Raw genomic sequence first — 25,999 nt, 5'->3', positions numbered from 1 at the left:
AGGGTTGTATATCTTGACAAAAAAAGATATTATAATGAGAAAAGGAGTGATGTGAGATGGAATTAAAGTGTCCTAAAATATATAGAGACGGAAAATATCTGGCTTACGGCGGCAACCAGGAATGGTTTCCAGGCACTTTCCAGCGCCGTGCGGGATGCGGAAGCGTCACCGGCACGAATATCGCCGTCTGTGAAGGTTTATTTTCGGAAGAAGTAGAAAATTCAGAGTTGATACCCCATGAATCATATTTAGAACTTATGGAAGGCATGTATCAGTATATGACGCCCGGCTTCATGGGCTATCCGCTGATCGGAAAGTTTAAAAAAGATTTTTTAAGCTTTGCATCCGACAGGGGAAAAGAATTAAAGGCAAGGAGCATGTTTCTGCCCAGGAATAGGCAGGACTGTCTCGATTTTATTAAGGAAGGGTTATATCACGGGCACCCCACAGCACTGCTGATCTGGCGTCATTCCAGGAAAGAATTCAGAGAAGACAACTGGCACTGGGTGACTATCACAGGATATGATGAGGAACGGGAAATCCTGATCTGGTCCAACTGTGGGGAAAGGGAAGAAATCCCTGTGAAAGTATTGCTGGATGACTCGGCCAGATACTATATCGGCCTGGTCCGGTTTGAAGAAAATAATTAACGAGTTCCGATTTTTACAATTCATATGAAAAGAAAGAGAGTAAACTGTAACCCATCAGCAAGAAACGAAGTAAATAAGAGAGATGGGAACAAAGGCGTTCACCGGATATCCGGGGACGCCTTTCTTTTATGAAAAGGAGTGATATGTATGGAGAATACGAAAAAGTTGGGACTCGGAAGTGCGGTATCTGTCTGTGTAGGGCTGATTGTGGCCACCAGCTGCCTGCTTTCCCTTGGGCAGGGTATGGGCCTTGCAGGCAAAAGTTTTATTATCGCACTGTTTGTCGTATTGATACTGAATGGGTTTTTGGCGTTAAGCTTTCAAGAACTGCATTCCATGATGCCGAAAGCGGAAGGAGGCCTGGGACAGTATACCCTGGTGGGACTGGGGCCAGTGGCTTCCATGGTATCGACCTTGTCCGCCTATGTGATTGTTGATATTCTATCCGGTTCCGTGGAAATCGCCATGTGCGGAACGGTACTGAATCAGATCTTTCTGCCTCAGGTTCCGGCACCGTTGATCAGTGTGATCGTATTGGGAGTTTTATCCTATGTAAACTATAAAGGGGTTGATTTTTTCGCCCGAATCCAGAACATTGTCGTATTCCTTCTGCTGGCATCTTTTCTGCTCATGGGAATCATAAGTTTTTTTCATCTGGGCACCGGCGAGATAGTGACGGCTGCTCAGCAGACGAAGCCGCAGGTTACCGGGATTGGAGGAATCGTTTCTTTATCAGCATTGGCATTCTGGCTGTTTATCGGAATTGAATTCGTAATCCCGGTGTCAAAGGATCTTAAGAATCCCAAAAGAGACGTACTTTTGGCTATGATCATTGGCATCGTCGTCCTGTTCGGAGTGCAGGCGCTGCTCGGTGTGGGGATGACACAGTATGTCACACTGCAGGAACTGGCGTCGAATCCAATGCCCCATATGCTGTTTGCAGAACGGTGCATGGGCCAGGCCGGAGTTTACTGGATGGGCATCGTGACACTGCTGGCGGGAATCAGTACAGTCAATACCGTCCTCGGAGGCATTCCGAATATTTTAAGCGGTATGGCAGAAAATCAGCTGTTTCCGAAGGCCTTTCAACAGAAAAACAAGTATGGGGTTCCGGCAGCAGGAATCGGCCTGCTGAGCGGAGGAATCACGGCATTGATCGTTACCGGATTTACCCAGTCTTCAGGGCTTACAAATATAATCCTTGCGGCGTCCTGCTTCTGGCTGACTTCTTATATTATGGTTAATATCACAGTCCTTGCGCTGAGAAGAAGGTATCCGGATGCCGAGGGCAGAAACAAGAAGCTGGTTCTTCTCGGTATCCCTCAGGTGATCTGCATTATCGGTGACATTTATATGATCTTTAACATTGCCGAGGGTGATGCCAGAATCCTGATTTATAAAATATTCGCGACTCTGCTGCTGGCACTGATCGCATTCTCAGTGATCTGGGTAAAGGGAATAAAGAAAATGGGTACGGTCGAATGTCCGGAAATGCAAACGGTGAATACTTTGGCATGAGTTTTTCATCACTATTTCCGTCACGCTTTGAAATGCGTTCCTCCAATAGTGATAAAAAACTATCGTAAAATGTCTCACTCCAATTATGCAGAAAAGAGAAGGCATTGAAAGACTAAAATGAGCACAAAAATAAAATATTTATTATCTGATACAGGAGGTTTTAATAATGAGTAATTCAAGGGTTGATTTTTTATATTTAAACGAAGAGGAAATGGTGAAGCTCGGGGTTACGGATATGAAGGGCTGTGTGGAGAGTATGGAAGAGATGTTCCGGCTTTTGAGCAGAGGGGATTATGCTATGGGAGGTTCTAATGGAAATTCTCATGGGTGCATGGTTTCTTTTCCGGATATATCACCTTTTCCGAATATGCCGGTGAATGGGCCGGACCGCAGATTTATGGCGATGCCCGCCTACCTGGGCGGAGAATATGACATGGCTGGGATGAAGTGGTATGGTTCCAATGTGGAAAACAAAGACAAAGGACTTCCGAGATCCATTCTGATGCTTATGTTGAATGACAAAGAGACAGGAGCTCCAAGATCCTTAATGTCTGCAAACTTACTGAGTGCTTACCGTACAGGGGCAGTGCCGGGAGTCGGTGCAAAGCATTTGGCGAGAAGGGATTCCAAAGTGCTTGGGATCTATGGACCCGGTGTCATGAACAAAACGGCTCTGGAAGCGTTTGTCTGCACTTGTCCGGAACTTGATACCATTAAGATCAAAGGCAGAAGCCGGGGTTCTATTGAGAGCTTCATTGAATATGTGAAAGTGAAATTTCCTCAGTTTAAGACAATTGAGTTGACAGATACATTGGAAGATCTGGTCCGGGATTCGGACGTTATCAGCATGGCTACCTCATGCCCGGAAGGATCAGAAAATTACCCTATGGTCAAAGAGGAATGGATCAAGCCGGGAGCATTTTTCAGTCTTCCTGCATGTGCAAACTTTGAAGACGATTTTCTCTTGAACAGGGCAAAGACAGTGGTAGACAACTTTGGGTTATATGAGGCGTGGACCGAAGAATATCCTCATCCTTCTTTTGAGACCGTACCAATTATAGGAACAAAATTTGTAGATATGTATCACGATGGAATCATGCCGAGGAAGAAAATCGAAGACATCGGAGATATCATCAACGGAAAAGTACCCGGACGGAAAAACGATGACGAGATCATCCTGTTCTCTATCGGAGGAATGCCGGTGGAAGATGTGGCATGGGGAACAGAATTGTATCGAAAAGCACTGGATCAGGGAATTGGGACGAAATTGAACTTGTGGGATTCCCCAAGAATGGCGTAGTTTTTTATCACTATTTCCGTCGCGCTTTTGAAATGTGCTCCTCCAATAGTGATAAAAAACTATCGCAGGATGGCACCTTTTGGTTGAAAAATACTGAATGATAGTTGTGGAAAGAGAAGGCATTTTTCGCTGCGGATAAATTAAGAAAAGATATGGCAGGAGGGTTTTGGCTATGAGAATTGAAGAGCATCCGATTTTGGGCAGGACGGAGAAAGGGAAGGAGGTTTCTTTCTTTTATGATGGCAAACCTGTGACGGGTTTTGAGGGTGAGCCAATTGCTGCGGCTTTGAAAGCCGCCGGGGTGATGGTACACCGGCATACGAAAAAATACGGAAAGCCCAGGGGTATTTTTTGTGCCATCGGGCGCTGCACGGACTGTGTCATGGTGGTGGACGGCAGGCCCAATGTGAGAACTTGTGTGACACCTTTGAAAGAAGGGATGAGGGTTCAGACTCAGTATGGAGTCAGCGCAGAAAAAACTAAGATGAAGGGATGATAACGATATGAAACGGTATGATTTGATCGTCGTAGGAGCAGGGCCGTCCGGCCTGTCTGCGGCCATAGAAGCGGCAAAAAAAGGGATGAATGTCATTGTCTTTGACGAAAACGCAAAACCGGGCGGACAGCTGTTTAAGCAGATACATAAATTTTTCGGTTCCAAAGAACACAAAGCAAAGATCCGCGGATTTAAGATTGGAGAAGATCTGTTAAAAGAGGCAGAGGATGCGGGAGTGCAGGTCGTATTGAATGCCACTGTCATAGGGCTTTATCTGGACAAAGAAATCACTGTGCGGATCGGAGATGAGATCCGGCATTATAAGGGAGATGCCATCATTGTGGCAACCGGGGCTTCAGAGAATATGGTTACCTTTGACGGGTGGACGCTGCCGGGAGTGATCGGAGCGGGAGCCGCCCAGACGATGATGAACCTGCATGGTGTACAGCCGGGGAAAAAGGTTCTGATGCTTGGAAGCGGAAACGTAGGACTGGTAGTAAGTTATCAGCTGATGCAGGCCGGATGTGAGGTTGCAGCTTTGGTAGACGCGGCGCCAAGAATCGGCGGCTATGGAGTCCATGCGGCCAAGCTGGCAAGATGCGGCGTACCGTTTTATTTATCCCACACGATTGTGAAAGCGGAAGGAGAAGACCGGGTCACCGGAGTGACCATTGCAAAGGTGGATCAAAACTGGCAGACCGTGCCCGGATCAGAGAAACATTTCGATGCAGATACTATCTGCCTTGCCGTGGGACTGTCTCCAATGTCCCAGCTTTTAAAAATGGCCGGATGTGAAATGGAAGATAACCCAAAGAAAGGCGGACAGGTGCCGCTCTGTGATGAATACGGAGAGACTTCCGTCAAAGGAATTTTTGTGGCGGGAGATGTGTCAGGAATTGAGGAAGCCAGTTCTGCCATGATCGAAGGAAGGATGGCAGGTACCGCCGCTGCATGTGAACTTGGATTTATGAATGAGAAAGAACGGGATGAGAAGCTTGCCGCACTGGAAGAAGCCCTGGAAAGTCTGAGGCAGGGAATGTTCGGGCCTGAAAATAAAGGGAAGCTTCTAAAGAAGACAGATGAGGGCTGTGATATTTCTATGAACCTGCTTGAAAATGGTTATTTAGGCGAAGAAGAAGTAAAACAGTACCCGGGGGTTACGAAAACCATAGGAATCCATCCGGTGATGGAGTGTACCCAGAACATCCCGTGTAATCCGTGTCAGGATGCGTGTCCTAAGAAGTGTATCAAGATCGGAGAAAATATCACTTCCCTGCCGGCAGTAGATCCGGACGCTCAGTGCATCGGATGCGGCATGTGTGTGGCTGCTTGTTCCGGACAGGCGATTTTCCTCGTGAATGAGCAGTTTGAGAGAGATTATGCAAGCGTAACTCTTCCGTATGAATTCCTTCCGCTGCCGGAAAAAGGGGCAGAGGGAAAAGCCCTTGACCGGAGCGGAAACGAGGTATGCCGGGCAGAAGTGGTAGAAATAAAGACATCCAAAGCATTTGATCACACCAATCTTCTGACCATCAAGGTGCCTGTGGACATGGCAATGAAGGCAAGGTTTTTCCGGGCCTCTTAAAGCCTGAGTATAAAAGATGGAGGAAAGAACTGTGAATACGATAAATGACAGATCAAAAATATTAAAGGAATTTGTTCCGGCCAACGATGATGATATGATCATCTGCCGGTGTGAGGAAATTACGAAAGGAGAAATCCGGAGAGCCGTCCACGACGGGATGTTCACCCTCACAGAAATCCGGAGATACTTAAGAACCGGCATGGGACTCTGTCAGGGACAGACCTGTTCTAAATTGGTCAGGGGAATCGTGGCAAGGGAACTGGGAGTTTCTCCGGCAGAACTGGAACCGGCTACGTCCAGGGCGCCGATGCGTCCTACGGAAATGAGAGTGCTTGGAAAGGAGGTACGGTAATATGGGAAATCGTTGTGCAGATGTGATCGTGATCGGAGGAGGAATCATCGGAAATGCAGCGGCTTATTATCTCGCAAAAAGAGGCTGTTCCGTTATCGTACTGGAAAAGAGCGATCACCTGGGAGACGGAGGGTCCAGCAGAAACGGAGGAGGCGTCCGCCAGTCCGGCCGAGACAAACGGGAACTTCCCCTTGCCATGTATGGAATAAAGAACCTCTGGCCGACCCTTTCGGAGGAGCTGGAAACAGATGTGGAATACTGTCAGGATGGAAACCTGCGGCTTGGCAAGACAGAAGAACACATGAAAATTTTAAGCGGACTGGCTGAAAATGCTCAATCATGCGGCCTGGATGTGCGGATGATTTCAGGTGAGGAAGTCCGGGATATCTGTCCATATCTGTCCGATGAAGTCATAGGAGCCAGCTGGTGTCCCACCGACGGTCATGCAAACCCGATGCTGGCAACGCTTGCATTTTATAAGAAAGCCAGAGAACTTGGGGTCCGGTTCATTACTGGGGAAGAAGTGACTGCGATCCGGAAGATCAGGGGAAAAGCAAGACAGGTCATCACAAAAGAAAACGTGTATGAAGGAGAGAATATCATACTGGCAGCGGGGCTTAAAAGCAGAGAGATTGCGGGTACAGTGGGCGTGGATATCCCTATGCAGCCTGCACTGCTGGAATGTCTGGTGACAGAGGCAGAACCGGAAATGTTCGGACAAATGCTGGGGACGGCGGAAGCGGATTTTTACGGACATCAGACAAAACACGGCTCTTTTGTCTTCGGCGGTTCCTCAAACTTTGAAGGCTTTAATAAGGACAACGGCACTCCGGTTAATTCAAGCATCACGGCATCCTGCATTTGCCGGGGCATCATGAAATACTTCCCATCCCTTTCGGATGCAAAGATCGTTCGCACCTGGGCCGGATGGATGGATCTGTGTGCCGACAAAGTTCCTGTCATCAGCAAAGTGGAGGAAGTACCCGGTCTGATCCTGGCCTGCGGATTTTCCGGCCATGGCTTTGGGATTGCCCCGGCTGTGGGCGAACAGCTCTCTGAGATGGTGGTGGACGGCAGTACAGCACTGGACTTAACAGCCTTAAGATATGACCGTTTCCAGGCTAAAATTTAATTACAAAATAAAATATACAGGGATTCTGTACAATACAGCGATGAAGTATTATAGTAGAAGCAAATAGAGAGCAGGGAAGAGATATGGAGCCAATACACCCAAAAAAACTTATCGTGCCCAAACAGCCGTCATTGGTCATGACAACATCCCATTACTATAAGGCTGTGATGATGGCTTACGGAATTTCACATTTTTATGCATTTGAAGTCGAAGAGGACGTCCACGACATCCTGTCCATTGTACCGGACGGATGTGTGGACTTTCTGTTTTATTGCAGCAAAAATTACCCTTATGCCAGCATCATAGGCACCAGGCTGAAGGCTTCCCCGATGATCGGAAAGCCGGGAGATTATTTTTTCGGCATCCGGTTCATGCCGGGAAAGGTGATACTGCCCGACACGGTGAATCCGAATGAATTAGTCGAAGGGGAAGCAGCGCTGATGGAATTTATGAAGGATGAAGAGGTATTTGATAAGATCATTCAAAGCCGTGACTTCCGGGCACAGATACAGACTTTTTTAAATTTTTATGTGAACTGTAATCAGGAAAAGCTGGAGCATTTAGAGGACAGAAATCTTGGAAATTACCTGATAGACGAGATCACCAGGCGGGACGGAAATGTAAAGATAGAAGAACTGGGTGAATTGACGGGATACTCTGTCCGCTATGTAAATAAAGTGTTTAAAGAGAATATGGGAATTTCACCGAAAACGTATTGTAAGATCGCCCGGTTTCAGACGATTTTAAACAGCCTGAAATGGGAAGAGGATGAAAAGGACCTGCTGGCCATTGCCATGAATGCCGGATATTATGACCAGTCCCATATGATGAAGGATTTTCGGAAATATACGAATATGACACCGGTACGGTATATAAAAAGCCTGGAAGAAGCGGAATATAAGAATAGACTGATTATTTTAGGGTGAAGCATATGGAGGAAAATACTATGAAATTGACAAGAATAAACTACTCATCAGGAGCACCGTTGGAAGAGGAAGCAGGATACAGCAGAGTCGTCAAGGCAGGACCATTTGTTTATGTGGGAGACGCCTATGCGCAGGCCAAATATGTGCTGGATAAACAGGTAAAGCTGTTAAAAGAGGCAGGGGCAAAGCCTGAGGAAGTGGTGAATGTGAATATTTAAAAAGAGCTGATGAGTGAAAACATCGGCTCTTATTTTAAATAGGCATATTTATTGTTTTCTAAAACATAATTTTCCGTCTTTCGGGTCTTCCACGATTGCAAGAGACTCTAAATGTACACCTTTATCGCGGATGATCTGTCCGCCGTCCTGGAAACCTTTCTCGATCACGATACCGCATCCAATCAGATTAGCGCCGGAGCCGTTGACAAGATCGATCAATCCGTTTAATGCCTGGCCATTGGCAAGGAAGTCGTCAATGATCAGAATATTGTCATCCGGGGACAGAAACTTCTTTTCTACGAAAATATCAAATTCCAGTCCTTTTGTATAAGAAATTACCTTAGAGGTCAGCAGGTCTCCGTCCAGATTTTTGGACATGGATTTCTTTGCAAATACAACCGGGATATTGTCAAAATACTGTGCTGCAATCGTCGCGATTCCAATCCCTGAGGCTTCAATGGTCAAGATTCTGGTGATGTTTTCCGGAAACAGTCTTCTGAATTCTTTTCCTATTTCCTGAAGCAGCCCGATGTCCATCTGGTGGTTTAAGAAACTGTCAACTTTAAGGATTCCCCCATCCTTTAATACTCCATCCTTTAAAATGCGTTCCTCTAATAATTTCATAAAATTCTCCATTTCATTCGACTTTTTTATCATTCTAGCACCAAAAGCTGTCAAAATCAATGAGATCAGGGAAGAATTGAGTTGTAAAAACACCATGCCTACCTTATAATATATAAGAATATAGGTTATTTTATAAAGTTATATAGGAATATAGGAGGAACGCCCGTGAACCACGAGAAATTTCTTGTCCTTGATTTCGGGGGACAATATAATCAGTTAATCGCAAGGAGAGTCAGAGAATGCAGCGTTTACTGCGAAATCAAACCTTACACTGCCTCACTTGAAGAAATAAAAAAATACAATCCAAAAGGAATCATTTTCACTGGAGGACCGAACAGCGTTTACGGAGAAGATTCCGCGACATACGAAAAAGCAATTTTTGAACTGGGAATCCCGATTCTGGGTATCTGCTATGGTTCCCAGCTGATGGCCCATGTCCTCGGCGGCAAGGTGGAGACTGCACCTGTCAGCGAGTACGGCCGCACAGAAGTGGAGCTGGACAATTCATCCAAGCTCTTTGACGGTGTGGGTGATAAAACAGTCTGCTGGATGAGCCATACCGACTACATCGCCGAAGCACCGGAAGGCTTCAAGATCACGGCGACAACCCCGGTATGCCCGGTGGCAGCCATGGAAAATGCAGACAAGAAGCTTTACGCAACCCAGTTCCATCCAGAAGTTATGCATACAGAACAGGGAAAAGAAATGATCTATAATTTCTTATACAAAGTATGTGGCTGCAAGGGCGACTGGAATATGGACTCTTTTGTGGATGACATGATCAAATCCATTCGTGAAAAAGTTGGAGACGGAAAAGTGCTCTGTGCATTGTCCGGAGGTGTGGACTCCTCTGTGGCAGCCGTTATGCTGGCGAAAGCAGTCGGAAAACAGCTGACCTGTGTCTTTGTAGATCATGGACTGCTCCGCAAAAATGAAGGTGATGAAGTAGAAGCAGTCTTCGGACCGGAAGGACCGTATGACTTAAACTTTATCCGAGTGAACGTTCAGGACAGATTTTATGAGAAATTAGCGGGAGTGGAAGAACCGGAACAGAAAAGAAAGATCATCGGTGAAGAATTCATCCGTGTATTTGAAGAAGAAGCAAAGAAGATCGGAACTGTGGACTTCCTTGTTCAGGGAACCATTTATCCGGATGTGGTTGAGAGCGGTGTCGGTAAATCTGCCACCATCAAATCCCATCATAATGTGGGAGGACTTCCTGACTATGTAGATTTCAAGGAAATCATCGAGCCTCTCCGCGACCTGTTCAAAGATGAAGTAAGACAGGCCGGAAGAGAACTTGGTATTCCGGAATATCTTGTCATGAGACAGCCATTCCCGGGACCGGGACTTGGAATCCGTATCATCGGGGAAGTGACAGCGGAAAAGGTTAAGATCGTGCAGGATGCCGATGCAATTTACAGAGAAGAAATTGCAAAAGCTGGAGTGGATAAAGGACTGGGACAGTACTTTGCAGCATTGACAAATATGAGGTCAGTGGGAGTTATGGGGGATGGAAGAACCTATGACTATGCTATTGCGCTGAGAGCTGTTAATACATCAGACTTTATGACTGCAGATGCGGCACAGATCCCTTGGGAAGTACTTGGAAAAGTGACTACCAGGATCGTGAATGAAGTGGAACATGTCAATCGAGTGATGTATGACTGTACGGGGAAACCACCGGCTACGATTGAGTTTGAATAGACACCACATCTCTGGGAAGCCTTATTTTACAGGCTTTCCAGAGATTTTTCTCTTTTATTGGCTACAAATTGGCTACACCTGCCATTTGGCTACCATTCGGAACTGTCGTTCCGTTCATCACATTTTCAAGCTGGGCAGCTACTTCTGCCTGCTTATTCGGATACAGATGACTGTAAGTATTTAAGGTCGTCTGTATTTTTTCATGTCCGAGCCGGTCTGCAATGAGGAGAGGCTGGCAGCCCATTTCGATCAGGAGACTTGCATGGGAGTGGCGGAGATCGTGTACCCGGATCTTTTTAACTCCTGACTTCTTACATCCACGGAGCATTTCATGGTTCAGAAAACTTTTTGTGTAAGGAAACAGTCTGTCATCCGGCTGGATCTCATAGCACTTATCCATATACTCTTTCAGACAGTTGGCAAGGGTCTGTGGAATGGTAACAACCCGGTTGCTTTTTGGCGTCTTTGGCGGCCAAATTACATCTCTGCCGTTAATACGCTGAAAGGTCTTATTAATCATGATTGTATGGCCTACCAGATCCCACATCTGCAGGCGTTAATGCACATAACTCTCCTACACGCATTCCGGTATAATACAGAGTCATAAATGCGGTATAGGAGGCTGGTTTATCCTGTACTGCAACTATAAACTGCTCAAACTCTGCTTTTGTCCAGAAGTTCATTTCTTCCGCATGACTTTTTCCCATACTTCCGGCTTTGGTGCATGGATTCTCATGTAGGTCATAATACTTCACTGCATAATTGAACATAGCCGTCAGCTGGTTGTTGATCGCTTTTAAATAAGTCTGGGAGTAAGGTTTTCCATTTTCATCCCGATAGGCAGTTAAATTGTTCTGCCATTTGCGGATATCTTTCGGCGTAATCTCATTGATAGGGATTTTTCCGAATACCGGAAGAATCTTTTTGTCCACCATATAATGTTTACTGATGATGGTAGACTCTTTCAGCCTGTGGCTCATATCTTCAAAATACAGTTCTACGAAATCCTGAAACAGCATTCCCATATTGGCTGTTGCTTTGTTCAGAAAATCCCGTTCCCATTCTAAAGCTTCTTTTTTGGTTGCAAACCCACGTTTCTTTTTATGGATGACTTTTCCGGTGTAATCCTTGACACGGATCTGGGACATCCATTTTCCTGAAGTATCCTTTGTTACTGACAAATCTGATCATTCCTTTCTTAGAGTTATCAAAACCCTATGTTGGGAGATTATTCGCCAGAAAGGAGAGTAGCTCTTCTTTTTATACGCTCGTCCTCATCAAGCTCTTCTAATTCAGACATTTCTACACCTTGTGAAGCATAATAAGCCAGTGTCTTATCTTTCCATGCCTCATAGGCGTATTTTTATTGCACAGAACAATAGATATCAATCAAAGGAGGGAACAAGATGCAGATTAAGGTTTCTTATATTACTGCAAACGAGATCATGGAGATTCTCGGAATTGGCAGAAGTAAGGCATATGACATTGTAAGGGAAATGAATCAGGAACTGGAAAACGCCGGATATAACGTAATCAAGGGAAAAGTTCCGGTCAGATACTTTCAGAAAAAATATTATGGATGTGAGCTGAACGTAGAATGAGTATTTTTCAAAGTGTTAAGGAATCTGTGACTGCCAGGCAGGCTGCCGAGCAGTATGGGTTGAAAGTAAACAGAAATGGAATGGTGTGCTGTCCTTTTCATAAGGACAGGCATCCCAGCATGAAAGTGGAAAAAGGATTCTACTGTTTTGCCTGCGGTGCAAAAGGAGATGTCATTACTTTTGTATCAGAATTCTTTCACCTGGTGCCGCTTGAGGCGGCAAAAAAACTGGCAGAGGACTTTCAGATTTCCATCAAGGATAGCGGAACACAAAAGAAACGCAAACGGAAAAGAACGTCCGAAACGCGAAGTCTGTATGAAACAGAGGGGAAAATGGAGCAGTGGGAACAGGAATGTATCAGAATTTTATCCGAATATCTCCGGCTTTTAGAAGGATGGAAAAGGGTATATGCACCGAAAGATCCGGGAGACGAGTGGGCGGAAAAATTTGTAGAAGCATGCCGGCAGAAAGAAAAGGCAGAGTATTATCTGGACATTCTTCTGGAAGGAGATTTACAGGACAGAATTGATTTTTTGTTAGATAAGGGAAAGGAAGTGAAAGAACTTGAGAAACGACTGGGATAACATCGATGAAAATACAAAGAAAAGGTTGAATGAAGCACTGGATCAAAGAGAAACAGAACCGAAGATGAATATTCCGATCTGGTATGCGGAAGGCCAGGTTGATGAAGTTATATTCTGCGAAAGCTTTCTACAGAAAATACCACTCAAATGTATTAATGGAATTTTCTTCGGTCTGGATGGACTGGTGCCGGATACAGTGGTGGAAAAAGAAATCTATGCAATGGTAAAACCGGTACTGACAAAGGGAATTTCAAAGAAAGTAAAACAGCTGCTGGAGGTTCTTCGGCTAGAAGCACATTCCGAGGAACTGCCGATACAGCTTGACAGGATTCATGTGAAAAACGGTACATATTTCCTCAATGGTAATTTTAGCAGTGAAAAAGAATTCTGCCTGAACCGATTACCGGTGTCTTATGAAAAACGAAATTCCAAGCCATCGCGATGGATGAAATTTTTATCAGAACTGTTGGAAGAAGAGGATATTCCAACTCTGCAGGAATATGTGGGGTACTGCCTCATCCCATCAAATAAAGCACAGAAGCTGATGATCATTTTGGGGAAAGGAGGGGAAGGGAAGTCAAGGATCGGCCTGATCATGCGGAGTATTTTGGGAATCAACATGAATGTAAGCAGTATTCAGAAGGTGGAGCATAATCGATTCGCAAGGGCAGATCTGGAACATAAACTTCTTATGGTAGATGATGATATGAAATTGGAAGCACTGAAAGATACCAATTATATCAAATCGATTGTTACTCTGGAGGACAAGATGGATCTGGAGAGAAAATCCAAGCAGAGTGTGCAGGGGAGTCTATATGTGAGGTTCCTTTGTTTTGGAAATGGAAGCCTCAGTGCGCTGCATGACCGGTCTTATGGATTTTATCGGAGATAGATCATTCTGACGGTCAAGGATATTCCGGCGGGAAGAGTGAATGATCCATATTTGATCGAGAAATTACGAGAGGAAGCAGATGATATTTTCCTCTGGTGTCTGGAAGGACTGGAGCGTTTGTTGAAAAATGATTACCGCTTTACCTTGAGTGAGAAAGCAAAGAAAAATCTTCATGAGGCGATGGAATCCGGAAATAACATCATTTCCTTTATGGAATCAACAGGATATATTCGACTGGAAGAAAATACAACAGCGACTTCCAGAAATCTGTATGAGGCATATTGCAGATGGTGTGAAGATAATGCAGAGAAGCCAATGAGCGCCAGAAGTTTTTCCGGGTATCTGAAGGAGAATGAAAAGAAATACAATATTCGGTATTCTACAAATATTTCTTCGGACAACGGAAAAAATGCGAGAGGGTTTCAGGGAATTCATACGCAGATACGCTGTGAGAGTTATCGATGATACCGAAAAATACAGAAAAGGTAAAGTGAAGAGAAAAGCGTATATGCGTATAGTTGCAGGGGAATGAAGAAAATTGAGAATTCAAAATGTATAAAATATACGCTTATACGTTTATACGGATAAAAGGGAATATGAAATTATTTTCAAATCTGGGATGGGTTATATGACGGTAAAAGATTAAATAGGTACCCGGATACGGGTAAAACAAATGGGCAGATATGCCCAATATGAAAAAACGAAAATCATCAAGTGGTAATACAACAAATTTGTTAAACAGCCCTCGGCGATTGAGAGCGAAATACACCCATCGCACAAACTTCGTTTATGCTCTGTGTATTTCGCTCTGCGAGGCTGATGCCGGTCACGGCAATAAGTTCGTAAACAGGTGCCTATGCACCTACTCACAGGAAAGAATGCAGCTATTAAAAAGAAGGGGGAAATGCATTGAAGCGAGAGAACTGATCATAGCACTTCCTGAAAGCTTTGTAGAGTATGAGCCGTATCATCTTCTGAAATTATTTACAGAACATTTCAAGAAGAATTACGAGGTGGAATGCATTTCTGCATTGCATCATAATAAGAGAAAAACGAACTATCATATTCACCTGATTTTTTCAGAACGTCAATTATTAAAAGAGCCGATTATAAAGATTGCGTCCAGAAATATGTTTTATGATGAAAAGGGAAAACATGTTAGAACGAAAAAAGAGATTCTCGGTGAGTCTGGGGAAATAAGACCAGGTTGTCATATTATTAAAAAAGGTGAAGTATATGAAAAAAAGATCTTTACTAAAAAGGATGAAAGGTTTAAAAGTGAAAGATTTTTGGATGAAGTAAAGCATTCTTTTACAGATCTTATGAATGTATATGTTCGTAGTGATGAAGAAAAGTTAAATGTGTTTCAGCATGGCAGTGTTTATCTTCCTACGAAAAAAATCGGTAAGAACAACCCTAAAGGAGCAGAAATCCGGGCAGATAATGCAATCAGGCAGAAGTGGAACCGGGCGGTCGATGTGGCTCTGGTGGAAGGAGTACCGGAAGAAAAGATTTTAAAAATCATAAAAGAAGAAATTTCAACTAAAATAGCACAATCTATATCTCGTCAGGGATTCCAACCAAGAGTGTTTCGAGAGATACTGTTGGCAGCACTACAGATCTTGCGGGCATATATAAGAAAATTAAGGCTTCCATCAAAACCGAAGTTGGGAATTGACATTAAAGAATTTTATGAAATGGAAAATCTGAAGAGCAAGTTGGATCAAAAGTTAAGAGTAATACGCCAGGCAGAACAAGTAGAACTTCCAAGATTAGAAAAAGATGTGAAAGATATTACCGGGTTTTTCAAAGGAAAAGAGAAAAAAGAAGCGCAGAACAAAATTGAACAATGTAAAGAGAGAATAAGAAAACAGAAGGATGAACTCCATATTCTTGTTAAAAAGAGCGGTTATCCAAACGTTCAGAAATTTATGGATGGATACCGCACAGCGTATAAGATCGTGGAGCAATATAAGAAAGAACTGGAGGTCTGGAAACAGAAGACCGGACAAAATGATATTCAGCCTGACAAGAAAAAGAGTGTTCTGGAGCGATTGAAAGAAAATGAAAAACGTGTGAAAGAAAGAGAACGACCAAAATCCGTAAACAAACAGAAAAAACACGATTGGTTGGATCGGTAATAAAAAATATTCATGCATAAAATAATCCCAGGCAACAGAAGAAAATTTGTTGTCTGGGATTATTTGTCATGTGTCAGACCGTTGAAAATAGTGTTGAAATCTGTATGGAAAATTTCCGCAAGAGCAATCAGTTCGCTGATACGGATATTGTAAGTTCCGGCCTCAATCTGGGAATAAACACTTCTAGATGTAGGAAGATTACGCAGCTGCAATTGTGCTACGACCTGCTCCTGAGTAAGATTGGCAGCATTTCTCAGTTTTCGAAGATTATCTCCGATGGAAATATCATTAATTTGCTTTAATTTTTGAGCCATAAAGATTTCACCTCTTTCCATTCATACGAATTCCTTGCCATTGATTTTAGTATAAAATTCTCATACAATTGCAATGTATAGTGAACCATAGTCAAGTAAGTAGACACATATATTAGAAAAATCTTTCTGGAAAGAGGGACTATGCCTGATTCCAGAAGAGTTCTTCTTTTTCGTTAGGTGTTAACATTCCAAGAGAGCTATGTGGCCTTCTTGAGTTGTAGTATCCTTCAATATATTTAAACACAGAGAGTTGTAATTCCTGTAAAGAGTGATAAGTTCTCCGGTTGGTTTCTTCTTTTTTGAGATATTTGAAGAAACATTCGCAGCAAGCATTGTCGAAAGGGTATCCTTTCTTTGAGAATGATTGCACGACATTAAGAGAATCCAATAGCTGCCTAAATGAGAAAGCAGTATATTGAGATCCTTGATCAGAATGAAACATAAGTCCGGAGGGACAGTTTCTTTTAGAATAAGCTTTTTTGAACGCATTCATAACAAGTTTAACATCAGGTTTTCCAGAGATGTTCCAGGAAATGACTTTGCGCGAAAATAAATCCATTACAATACAGAGGTAATACCATTTACCAGAAACCTTGATATAAGTAAAATCACTTGCCCAAACAATGTTTGGTGCCTTTTGATTGAAGTCCTGATGAAGGTGATCGGGACAGTCGCCATTGTCTTTGTGGCGGTAATTACGATAAGGCTTATCGGTGGACATGCGTGGTAATTGAAGAGTTCTCATCAGGCGGTACACTCGTCCGACACTGATGTGAATGCCATAATCGCGCTGAAGAACATATGTGATTTTGTAAGCACCAAGACGCTTATTGTAATCAGCATAAATCTGAAGAATAAGTTTGGCTATTTTCTGATTTTCCTTGGTGCGATTAGCAGGCTCTGAATTGTAATGCTTATAATAAGTGCTTCTGTTGACACCTAAGACTTTGCAGAGAATCTTGATATCATGCTGGAAGCGAAGCTTATGAACGGCGTCTAATCGTTGTTCGAGTGTGGCGTGAAGATGGCAATCGCTTTTTTTAGTATCATAAGTTCTTCTTCAAGTTGAGCGTTACGTTTTTGAAGTTCTTTGACTTGTTTTGCGGTAAGAATTTCGCCATCATCCGTTTCAACGGTTGAATATTGTTTGATCCAACGGCCAAGAGCTGTAATAGAGACTCCGTATTCTTTACAAAGAGCAGCTTGGGATTTTCCGCCGGATTGATACAGGTTGACGAGAGTACGTTTGAAATCTTCGTCATACCTATTTCCAGTTTTACCAGTGGACATGAGTAAATACCTCCTTTTTGGTGTCTACTTTATTGTAATGTATTGTTACTTTCCGTGTCCACTTATTTAATATAGATCCACTGTTTATATAGATTATAATTTAGACTTAAAAACACAAGAAAAATTGTTGAAATTATTCATGAATTTTGAGAGAAAAAAATAGAAAGACAAAAAAATATATAAAAAGTAAAAAAAAACTTGAAAAAATAATACAATAATGCTAAAATCTAAAATAACACAAAGTACTTTGTAAAACAAAATAGTTTTGAGACAATTGTATGGCGAATGATGAATGCAATTAAAGGATTTAGAGAAACTGAATCCTTTAATTGCATTTTTTTTGTCAGAAATATCTCGAGCGGATAAGAGAAAGGAGCTTAAAATGGCAATATTTAATACGATTATAAATATGGGTTCAACTGTTATAATGCCAATTATATTTTTTATCGTAGGCATTATTTTCCGAGTAAAACCAGGAAAAGCGTTTAAAGCAGGTATGACGGTAGGAATCGGATTTACCGGTATTAATATGGTAGTCAATCTTCTGCTAAACAGTCTGGGACCGGCAACTCAGGACATGGTGGAAAGATTTGGGCTGAATCTTACGGTAATTGATGCAGGATGGGCGACAGGTTCTGCCATAGGCTGGGCATCTCCGCTGATTCCGTTTGTTGTGGTAGGGGCAATCGCATTAAATATAATTCTTTTAGCGATAAATAAAACAAAAATCATCAATATTGATATATTCAATTATTGGCTGATCTCTTTGGTAGGAACATTGGTTTATCATGTCACAGGCAGTATTCCGTTGGGAGTTGCAGGCGCCCTGCTTCTGTATTTGATTGCATTTATTATTGGAGACCTTACAGCAAAACCTATTCAGGAAATGTACAAGATCAAAGGTGTGGCGTTTGTACACGCAACATGCGGCGTATATGTTCCCCTCGGTATCGCAGTTGACTGGGTTATCGGACATATACCGGGTCTGAAGAAAATCGACATGAATCCTGAAAAGATTACGAAGACTCTGGGAATTTTCGGAGAGCCTGTAACTCTGGCAACAATCCTTGGTGTAGGTCTTGGACTGTTGGCAGGATGGCCGCTGGATGAAGTGCTTCCGCTGGCGGTTAATGTGGCGGCAGTTATGATTCTTCTCCCGAAGATGGTAGATGTAACAGTCGAGGGAGTAATGGTTATCAGGGATGCAGCAGAAGAGTACATGAAGAAATTGTTCCCGAACAGAGAGTTCTATTTTGGTATGGATACCGCACTTCTGATCGGAGAGCCTTGTATAATCGCAACATCATTACTGCTGATCCCGGCATCATTGATCCTTGCCATGATACTTCCTGGAAACAAGATGCTTCCGTTTACGGATCTGGCGTCCATTGTATTCCTAATTTCTATGGTGGCTCCGTTTTGCAAGAGGAATATGTTCCGTATTTTCGTTACAGGTCTGTTGATTATAACAATCCAGCTTTATGCAGGAACAAGTCTGGCACCAAACTTCACAGCAGCTGCCGAAGAGGCAAACGTAGAAGTGAATTCAGAAGGCGACCAGGAAATCGGTAGTTTAGTGGCACCTTATAATACACCTGTAGGCTGGGCAATTGTTGAGTTGGGAAAGATTATTGGAGGGAAATAGCTGTAGCTGATATATTTAGGAGTGCTTTTCGTTAAGAAAGGAAGATGATTAATATGAAAATTGTAGGTATTGGAGATTTATTAATTCCAGAGAACTTTATCAAAAGCGGATTTTTGGGGTTGGAAAAAATGGGGCATCAGATAGAGACTGTTCAGTGGAAACTGGAAAATTATGAAGAACTTCAGAATATCAATCTGCTGGTTGAGACTCATGGGAGTGAGGCGTACGAACCGTCTAATGATGTTTTGCAGGCTGTACAGGATGCCGATGTAATTATAACACAATTCTGTCCGATAACAAAAAGAGTGATTGATTCCTGTAAGAACCTGAAAATGATTGGAGTTCTTAGGGGAGGATATGAAAATATTAATGTTAAATATGCAACAGAGAAAGAAATCATCGTATGTAATACACCGGGAAGGAATGCGGATGCGGTAGCTGATTTTGCAGTTGGGATGATCCTAAGCGAATGTAGGAACATTGCAAAGAGCCATCGAAACCTGAAAGAGGGAAAATGGGTAAGGGATTACAGTAACGCTGCGACTGTGCCGGACCTTCCGGGAAATAAAGCGGGTATTATCGGATTGGGAGCGATTGGGCGCAAAGTAGCTCAGAGGCTGCGTGGATTTGATATGGAAATTATGGCATACGATCCATATGTTAAGGAAGTACCGGACTATGTAGAGTTGGTTTCGCTGGAGAAATTGATGAGAGAGTGCCTTATTGTAACTTTGCACACAAGGCTGAGTGCTAGCACGGAGCATATGATAAATGCAGAAGTGCTTCGAATGATGCGCCCGGATGCATATCTGATTAACACGGCACGTTCTGGACTGGTAGATGAAAAGGCGTTATATGAAGTGTTAAAGGCAGGAAAGATTGCAGGAGCCGCGTTAGATGTGTTTGATGTGGAGCCTCCGTTAGCAGACTATCCTTTGATTACACTTCCCAATGTGACAGTAACACCTCATCTTGCAGGAGGTACAGTAGATGCGTTTACGCGATCGCCGAAACTGCTTGCAAAGGAAATGGAAACTCTGATTACGGAAAAAGACTCAAGATTTGTGGTTAATAAGGAAATTTTTTCAAAAGTAATAGAACAGATATAATTTGCTGACAATAGGAGAACGACAGATGGAACTGGGATTAAAAGGAAAAAATGTACTGATTACCGGAAGCACCAACGGTCTTGGAAAAGCAATTGCACAGCTTATGGCACAGGAAGGTGCAAATGTGGTTATTAATGGGAGAAACAAGGAAAAAGCAAATAAACTGGCGGAAGATATCAGAAACACATATAAGACTGAAATAGCTGTTGTCCCTGCAGATTTGTCAGAGGAAAATGCGGCAGAGGATTTATTTAGGAAAAGTGTAAAAGCTCTGGGGAAAATAGATGTATTAGTCAATAACGCAGGTATATGGCCGACGGCCTATGTGCGTGATATGGAAAAGAAAGAGTTTGAGCGTACCATATACATGGATTTGGAAGTGCCTTATATCCTGAGCAGGATGATGGTTAATCATCTGATCTCACGGGAAGAAAAGGGCAAAATTATCAATGTAGTCTCACAGGCGGCATTCCATGGTTCAACTACGGGACATGCACATTATGCGGCAGCAAAGAGCGGATTGGTGACGTTTATGATTTCTCTCGCAAGAGAAGTTGCCAAATACGGAATAACAGTGAATGCAGTTGCTCCGGGAATTATGAAAACAGAAATGATCCGGGAGTCATTGGAGAAGAATTCAGATTATTATAACAGCCGGATTCCGCTGGGGCGTGCTGCATTGCCTGAAGAAGTCGCATATTCAGTTGTATTTCTGGCCTCCAATAAAGCGGATTATCTGACAGGAATAACAATTGACGCAACAGGCGGAATGCTGATGCGATAGCAGTTGTTGAGATGGATTGAAAGGAGAAAGTTACAATGGCATTAGTTTCAATAAAAGATATGTTAAATAAAGCAAGGAAAGAGAAATATTGTGTGGGGGCGTTTGATGCCAGTACATTGGAGATGGCGCAGAAAATTATAGAGGCAGCAGAAGAAAAAAAGTCTCCTGTGATTATTATGGGATTAACACCAGATCTGCAGGGAGATATGCTTGATTATTGGATTACTTGTTTAAGAAGAATGGCCGAAAGAGCAAGCGTTCCTGTATGCCTTCATTTGGACCATGCAACAGACATGGCTTTTCTGAAAAAATGTGTGGACTTTGGATTTACATCAGTTATGTATGATGCGTCTGTATATCCATTGGAGGAAAATATCCGTCTGACGAAAGAGGCTGTTGAATATGCCCATGCACATGGGGTAACGGTGGAAGCAGAGTTGGGACATGTGGGAGACGGTATTGTATCCGGAGAATTAAAGGCGGATGAGGATTATGATAATCCGGATGACTACCTGACAAATCCTGATGAGATGAAACAATTTATTGACGAGACCGGTGTAGATTGTCTTGCTGTAGCTGTGGGAACATCACATGGGGTTTATGTACATACGCCGAAACTCCACTTTGACCGTTTGGATGAATTAAACAGGATTTCAAGTATACCGATGGTAATGCATGGAGGGTCAGGAACTCCGGATGACCAGATAAAAGAAGCAATCCAGAGGGGAATCTGCAAGCTGAACATTTATTCGGAAATGTTGAGTGCATATTACGGAGAATTAAAGAAGAAACTGGAAGAGTCAGGAACACTTGCAATTTGGGTGAGCAAGGCGAACGAGAAATCTCTTGCAGCTCTCAAACAAGTCGTACTGGAAAAGATTGACTTAGTAGGATCAGCCAATAAGGCGTGAAGGCAATAGCAGATGGAGGTATAAGTATGGCAGAATATTTAATAGGGATTGATGCCGGATGTACGTCTAGTAAGGCAGTAATTTTCGATACAGATGGCAGGATTATAGCATCAGCAGCGACTCCGAGTATGAGGTTTAAGAAACGCAGGGCTGATTTTGAAGAGTTTGACGTTAATGAACTATGGAATCTTGTTTCTGGAACAATTAAAGAGTCAATACAGAAAGCAAAGATTGATCCGTCATTAATCAGAGGAATCGGGGTGACTTCGTTCGGAAATGGTGTAGTATTTTTGGACAAAGACGGAAATTCTATTGCTCCGGGATGTTTTTCACAGGATTACAGAGCAAATGAAATTCTTGAAAAGTACAAAAAAGAAGGAACTTATGATAAAATTAATAATATTATTAAAGGTACACTCTGGGCTGGTCAGCCGGCACCGATTCTTCGCTGGTATAAAGAAAATGACAGAGAGACCTACGATAAGATCGGTGGATTTTTTACATTCAAAGATTACCTTATGTATCGTTTGACGGGCGTGTTTGCGACGGATCTGGATTGTATTGGGGGATCAGCCCTTCTTGATATGGAGACAATGGAATATTCCAGGGAACTTATGGAACTCTTTGGGATTCCTGAATTGTACGACGTCCTTCCTAAGTTAGCAGAGCCGACAGAGATTATCGGTTGCGTGACAGAGGAAGCCGCAAAGCTGACAGGGCTTAAAGTGGGGACGCCTGTTGTAGCGGGAATGATGGATATTCTGGCTTGTCTTGTAGGCGCTGGAGCTACAGGAGGGGGTGTATACACAGCCGTAGCGGGCAGTTGGTGTATTAATGAGACACACTCGGAGCGGATTATTCCCGGTGCTTCGGCGAATATGCCGTATCTGCACAAAGGAGAATATCTTAATTGCTCTTATACAGGAGCTTCGGGATCGAATTATGAATGGTTTATCCATACACTGGGGGATAAAGCGAAGGTTGAAGCAGAGAAAAGGGACGTATCTATATTTGATGTACTAAATGAACTGATATCAGAAGTCCGCCCTGAAGACGCAAAAGTTATCTTCAGTCCGTTCGTTGCACAGCCAAGCATCCATCCGAACGCAAAGGCAAACTTTATTGGGATCGATCAGAATACAAGTTATGCCGAGATCTGCTATTCAGTAGCAGAGGGTGTTGCGTATATCCATAAATATCATGTGGATTTTCTGAAGAATGCAGGACTTCCGCTGGACACAATACGTCTGACGGGAGGGATAGCAAGGAGTAAAGTGTGGAAACAGATTTTTGCAGATGTTTTACAGGTGCCGATTGTCGGAGTAGACTGTGAGGAAACCGGGGCGTTGGGCTCGGCAATCGTTGCGGGAATTGGTGCAGGCGTGTATAGTAATTATGAAGAGGCATTTAACAGAGCGGTGAAGACAAAGGCTCCGGTTATGCCTCGGCTGGAAAAGTATCCTTGTTATGAAAAACGTTATGCAGAGTGGACTAACATAAATGAAATGATGAAAGAGTACTGGAATTATAAATAATATAGGCAGGAGAGAATACGAATTGGCTAAACAGGAAAAGTTATTTGGAGATTGCAAATTCCATATTATTCCTTCTATCCGGGAATTAAAATATCTTAAAAAAGCACTGGAAGGACGAGAAGAATGGATATTATTAAGCTGCTGTCATATAGGTAATTTGAGAGAAAATGTTGATATATGCCATAGGGCAGGAAAGAAAGTTATTATCAATCACGAGCTTGTAGGCGGACTCGGGGCAGATAGAATGGCATTTCAATTGTTAAAAAATATGTATCACATTGATGGAGTCATGGGAACAGGAAATACAAAGATAGGTCTGATATCAAGAGAAAAGATGAAGTCAATCCGCCGTATTGTGCTCAGCGATTCGTTATCGGTAGAACAGGTGTTACGGAGTATGGGAGATATGGATTATGACGGGATAGAATTAAGGCCGGCGTATTATGCAGTACAATATTATAATAAATTTCGTGCAATATGTAATTGTTCATTTGTAGTTGGTGGGTTTGTAAATTCAGAAGAAATCCTGGAAAAAGTGTATCAGGCAGGGTTTTCAGGAACTATGACAAGTTGTGTGGAATTATGGAACCACCCACTTGGAGGAAAAGAAATCCTATGACGTCACAGGGCGGGGGATTTTGTTCCACCCTGTGATGTTCTAAAACGGTAGAACTGAAATAAATAAAGAAACAGTATCAGAAGAGAGACGCCACGGACTGGTGGTCAACGATCTTGACATCTGTTTCTATAGTTGAGGGCGGGCATCGATCCATCATCTAATTTGATAATTTTGCGACAATCTCAAGAGAGATGTTTTCGATTGTTATGAGGTGTTTATGGTTTGCAACGCGTCTGCAACAAATTACTATGAAACCCTTGATTTTCTCGCTGTTTTCGGTTATGTAAACGAGAACTCGTAAACCAGCGGATAAAATTTATTTAGAGTAAAAAAGTCCGGAAATGTTAAACAATTTTAATGAGGTGAATAAAAATAGCGTGGCTACATTTTGGCTACGAAAATATTATGAACGAAACGAATCATGCATATAAAATAACATAAAATGCACAAAAAGCGAATCCATAATACATATTATTTATGATTGGACAAATATAAAAGTGGAGTTCGAATAATGAAAAAATCTGGAAACCCTTATAAACAGGGCATTCCCGGGCATTAGAGGTTCTATTTGATAACAAAATGATAACACTGGAGATTTTGGTATTATTTATTATCAATCCGATGGTTATCAGGTAATATGTGTGAAACCAACAAAAAAGGTCTTCCTGAATTGAGAGAAATCAATTTGGTAAGGCCTTTTTTCTTCGGCTTTTATTTTGTATTTTTCGGGTAATTGTACCGTCACTGATCATATTCTTCCTTGGTGATTTTCCTGGATTTAAGTTTTTCTTCCTGTTTCTGCCATGCATGGAACATATCAAACATAGAAAGGTAGGTGGTTCCTTTGGATTTATCTAACCGGAGGCAGAGTTCTCTGTCAATTTCTCCGATATGAAGCCCATAAAGGTCTTCTAATGCAAATAAGGTGTGCATCAGTCCTACATAACTAGTGCATTCAGATAGTTTTCCTTTGGACTGCGAGAGCTTTTTTCGTACTGTGCAATGCGGACATCAGCCTGCAATTCACTGAATCCCAACTGCTGACCTAAATATTTCAGCAGCATTATCAACATCCGGCGATTTTGCCATGGCAGCAACAATTCCAGCGGATATTGCACAGTACTATGGTTATATGCTACGAGTGACACAAAATTTTTGTATTTGTATGGATTCCCGGAAATTGACGTTACAGAAAAAGGGAAAAAGTTTGACACGGAGACACTGAATATCTTGACTCTTTGCCTGGGAGTAATGTATGGTGTTGCAGGTGCCAATAATGCATTGAAAGCATCTTTACAGGATACGCTTTTGTGTAATCCGGATTATGATATAACAGCAGAGGAGAATGCTTTTGATATTGAAGCTGCTGAAATCAAAAAGTACAGTGAGGAAGGCGGAGAATAATTATAATTAAGTGCTGTAAAATTTTAAGTTGAATTTTACAGCACTTTTGCGTATAATAAGTATAGAAATAATAATGATAAATCACGGAGGACGGTCTATATGCCAAATATTTTACCAGTATCTGATTTGAGAAATTATAATGAAGTTTTAAAAAATTGCCGGACGGGAGAACCAGTATTTTTGACAAAGAATGGAAGAGGACGTTTTGTAGTGCTTGATATAGAAGATTATGAGAGGGATCGTGCAGAAAAAAAACTATTAATGAAGCTACAGGAGGCAGAGGAGGCAGTTAAAGACGGAGAAGGATGGCTCAGTTTGGATGAATTAAAAGCACTTATGGGGGATTAGACTATGCTGAAATTACGAATTAACCCATTAGTTGCAGCGGATTTAAAAGAGATTTGTGATTATATTGCCGAGGATAATGCAGAATATGCTGCAAAGACGATCAAAGAAATCTATAGTAAATTTGAGAATATTCAACTGTTTCCCGAGATGGGGGCAGATCTTTCCAAAAGAGTCAGTTTCCGAACAAATTATGGTGTGGTATAAAAAAAGTTGACAGTTTATTCTCAAGGATTTCATAATAAAACCAAGAGAATAAGGAGGTATTCAAAGTGGCACGTAAATATGACCATGAATACAAAGTACAGGCAGTAAAA

General features: G+C 42.5%; 24 protein-coding genes and 4 pseudogenes. 23 read left to right on the top strand and 5 right to left on the bottom strand.

The genetic code is table 11. The features are described 5' to 3' along the window. The first annotated feature begins 56 nt into the window (after positions 1–56). The 9 genes from QGT46_RS11805 (at position 57) to QGT46_RS11765 (ending at position 8,177) form a co-directional block, all read left to right on the top strand. Positions 57–650 carry a hypothetical protein gene (locus QGT46_RS11805; RefSeq protein ID WP_148459558.1) on the top strand — a complete coding sequence of 198 codons (594 nt, stop codon included), beginning with the start codon at positions 57–59 and terminating at the stop codon, positions 648–650. A gap of 147 nt (positions 651–797) precedes the next feature. Next, on the top strand, positions 798–2,168 hold the full coding sequence (locus QGT46_RS11800) for an APC family permease (protein ID WP_148459557.1): 1,371 nt from the start codon (positions 798–800) through the stop codon (positions 2,166–2,168). Between the two features lie 166 nt (positions 2,169–2,334). Continuing rightward, entirely contained in the window at positions 2,335–3,468 is a 1,134-nt protein-coding gene (locus QGT46_RS11795) for a tyramine oxidase subunit B (RefSeq protein WP_148459556.1), read from the top strand. Positions 3,469–3,640: 172 nt separating this feature from the next. After that, complete coding sequence (locus tag QGT46_RS11790; protein ID WP_148459555.1) at positions 3,641–3,964, top strand: (2Fe-2S)-binding protein; 324 nt, start codon at positions 3,641–3,643, stop codon at positions 3,962–3,964. Between the two features lie 7 nt (positions 3,965–3,971). Then, positions 3,972–5,549 carry an FAD-dependent oxidoreductase gene (locus QGT46_RS11785; protein WP_148459554.1) on the top strand — a complete coding sequence of 526 codons (1,578 nt, stop codon included), beginning with the start codon at positions 3,972–3,974 and terminating at the stop codon, positions 5,547–5,549. Between the two features lie 31 nt (positions 5,550–5,580). Next, entirely contained in the window at positions 5,581–5,901 is a 321-nt protein-coding gene (locus QGT46_RS11780) for a (2Fe-2S)-binding protein (RefSeq protein ID WP_024728873.1), read from the top strand. Position 5,902: 1 nt separating this feature from the next. Beyond that, complete coding sequence (locus QGT46_RS11775; protein WP_148459553.1) at positions 5,903–7,033, top strand: NAD(P)/FAD-dependent oxidoreductase; 1,131 nt, start codon at positions 5,903–5,905, stop codon at positions 7,031–7,033. An 83-nt stretch (positions 7,034–7,116) separates the two neighbouring features. Further along, the gene (locus QGT46_RS11770) at positions 7,117–7,959 is read left to right on the top strand and encodes a helix-turn-helix domain-containing protein (RefSeq protein WP_148459552.1); all 843 of its coding nucleotides are present in this window, start codon (positions 7,117–7,119) and stop codon (positions 7,957–7,959) included. Between the two features lie 20 nt (positions 7,960–7,979). Then, entirely contained in the window at positions 7,980–8,177 is a 198-nt protein-coding gene (locus QGT46_RS11765; RefSeq protein ID WP_148459551.1) for a hypothetical protein, read from the top strand. Between the two features lie 48 nt (positions 8,178–8,225). On the opposite strand, the gene QGT46_RS11760 is transcribed toward QGT46_RS11765, so the two are convergent. Beyond that, entirely contained in the window at positions 8,226–8,801 is a 576-nt protein-coding gene (locus QGT46_RS11760; RefSeq protein WP_024728869.1) for a xanthine phosphoribosyltransferase, read from the bottom strand. 165 nt (positions 8,802–8,966) lie between these two features. Here QGT46_RS11760 and guaA point away from each other — a divergent pair, with 165 nt between their 5' ends. Further along, the gene (gene guaA, locus QGT46_RS11755; RefSeq protein WP_024728868.1) at positions 8,967–10,508 is read left to right on the top strand and encodes a glutamine-hydrolyzing GMP synthase; all 1,542 of its coding nucleotides are present in this window, start codon (positions 8,967–8,969) and stop codon (positions 10,506–10,508) included. 61 nt (positions 10,509–10,569) lie between these two features. Here the strand turns inward: guaA and QGT46_RS17310 are convergent. Further along, a pseudogene (locus tag QGT46_RS17310) lies at positions 10,570–11,689 on the bottom strand (tyrosine-type recombinase/integrase). 225 nt (positions 11,690–11,914) lie between these two features. Between QGT46_RS17310 and QGT46_RS11745 the strand changes: the two are divergent. From QGT46_RS11745 to QGT46_RS11730, 4 genes and pseudogenes are all read left to right on the top strand, one after another. Next, a complete protein-coding gene (locus QGT46_RS11745) occupies positions 11,915–12,109 on the top strand; it encodes a YNR034W-A-like family protein (protein WP_148459549.1) in 195 nt (64 codons plus the stop codon). Then, complete coding sequence (locus QGT46_RS11740) at positions 12,106–12,693, top strand: CHC2 zinc finger domain-containing protein (protein WP_270430428.1); 588 nt, start codon at positions 12,106–12,108, stop codon at positions 12,691–12,693. Before QGT46_RS11745 ends, QGT46_RS11740 begins: the two co-directional genes overlap by 4 nt. 64 nt (positions 12,694–12,757) lie before the next feature. Continuing rightward, positions 12,758–14,050 (top strand): annotated as a pseudogene (locus QGT46_RS17540) (DNA primase family protein). Positions 14,051–14,268: 218 nt separating this feature from the next. Continuing rightward, a complete protein-coding gene (locus QGT46_RS11730; RefSeq protein ID WP_330655841.1) occupies positions 14,269–15,726 on the top strand; it encodes a MobA/MobL family protein in 1,458 nt (485 codons plus the stop codon). A 59-nt stretch (positions 15,727–15,785) separates the two neighbouring features. Here the strand turns inward: QGT46_RS11730 and QGT46_RS11725 are convergent, their stop codons facing one another. Beyond that, the gene (locus QGT46_RS11725; protein WP_148459546.1) at positions 15,786–16,040 is read right to left on the bottom strand and encodes a helix-turn-helix domain-containing protein; all 255 of its coding nucleotides are present in this window, start codon (positions 16,038–16,040) and stop codon (positions 15,786–15,788) included. A 139-nt stretch (positions 16,041–16,179) separates the two neighbouring features. Then, positions 16,180–17,330 (bottom strand): IS3 family transposase gene (locus QGT46_RS11720; protein ID WP_270430430.1). Its coding sequence is split into 2 segments (ribosomal slippage): positions 16,180–17,072 and positions 17,072–17,330, totalling 1,152 coding nucleotides; the frame shifts between segments, so codons are not numbered across the junction. 382 nt (positions 17,331–17,712) lie between these two features. Here QGT46_RS11720 and QGT46_RS11715 point away from each other — a divergent pair. Genes QGT46_RS11715 through QGT46_RS11690 form a run of 6 tightly spaced genes read left to right on the top strand, consistent with a single transcriptional unit; the run spans position 17,713 to position 23,933 of the window. Beyond that, positions 17,713–18,975: a PTS galactitol transporter subunit IIC gene (locus QGT46_RS11715; protein WP_148459545.1), complete on the top strand. Its 1,263-nt coding sequence runs from the start codon at positions 17,713–17,715 to the stop codon at positions 18,973–18,975. Positions 18,976–19,028: 53 nt separating this feature from the next. After that, positions 19,029–20,084 carry a 2-hydroxyacid dehydrogenase gene (locus QGT46_RS11710; RefSeq protein ID WP_148459544.1) on the top strand — a complete coding sequence of 352 codons (1,056 nt, stop codon included), beginning with the start codon at positions 19,029–19,031 and terminating at the stop codon, positions 20,082–20,084. Positions 20,085–20,109: 25 nt separating this feature from the next. Continuing rightward, on the top strand, positions 20,110–20,868 hold the full coding sequence (locus tag QGT46_RS11705; protein ID WP_024728855.1) for an SDR family NAD(P)-dependent oxidoreductase: 759 nt from the start codon (positions 20,110–20,112) through the stop codon (positions 20,866–20,868). A gap of 35 nt (positions 20,869–20,903) precedes the next feature. Continuing rightward, positions 20,904–21,779, top strand: coding sequence for a class II fructose-bisphosphate aldolase (locus QGT46_RS11700; protein ID WP_024728854.1), 876 nt, complete (start codon positions 20,904–20,906; stop codon positions 21,777–21,779). Between the two features lie 26 nt (positions 21,780–21,805). Beyond that, a complete protein-coding gene (locus tag QGT46_RS11695; protein ID WP_095142953.1) occupies positions 21,806–23,314 on the top strand; it encodes an FGGY-family carbohydrate kinase in 1,509 nt (502 codons plus the stop codon). Positions 23,315–23,336: 22 nt separating this feature from the next. Next, positions 23,337–23,933 (top strand): glycerol-3-phosphate responsive antiterminator, encoded by a 597-nt coding sequence (locus QGT46_RS11690; protein ID WP_024728853.1) that lies wholly within the window; start codon positions 23,337–23,339, stop codon positions 23,931–23,933. A 744-nt stretch (positions 23,934–24,677) separates the two neighbouring features. Here QGT46_RS11690 and QGT46_RS17535 read toward each other — a convergent pair. Further along, positions 24,678–25,006: pseudogene (locus tag QGT46_RS17535) on the bottom strand (XRE family transcriptional regulator); the annotation flags it as partial. Positions 25,007–25,088: 82 nt separating this feature from the next. On the opposite strand from QGT46_RS17535, the gene QGT46_RS11680 reads away from it, so the two are divergent. The 3 genes and pseudogenes from QGT46_RS11680 to QGT46_RS11670 all read left to right on the top strand — a co-directional run. Beyond that, positions 25,089–25,337, top strand: coding sequence for a hypothetical protein (locus tag QGT46_RS11680; protein ID WP_270430431.1), 249 nt, complete (start codon positions 25,089–25,091; stop codon positions 25,335–25,337). Between the two features lie 99 nt (positions 25,338–25,436). Continuing rightward, positions 25,437–25,685, top strand: coding sequence for a type II toxin-antitoxin system prevent-host-death family antitoxin (locus tag QGT46_RS11675; protein ID WP_148459542.1), 249 nt, complete (start codon positions 25,437–25,439; stop codon positions 25,683–25,685). A 3-nt stretch (positions 25,686–25,688) separates the two neighbouring features. Beyond that, positions 25,689–25,877: pseudogene (locus QGT46_RS11670) on the top strand (type II toxin-antitoxin system RelE/ParE family toxin); the annotation flags it as partial. Between the last annotated feature and the right edge of the window lie 122 nt (positions 25,878–25,999).

The sequence above is a fragment of the Anaerostipes faecis genome, from assembly GCF_910574135.1.
Taxonomy (GTDB): Bacteria; Bacillota; Clostridia; order Lachnospirales; family Lachnospiraceae; genus Anaerostipes; species Anaerostipes hominis.
Note: the sequence above shows the minus strand (reverse complement) of the source record. Positions and strands in the feature narration are given on the sequence as shown.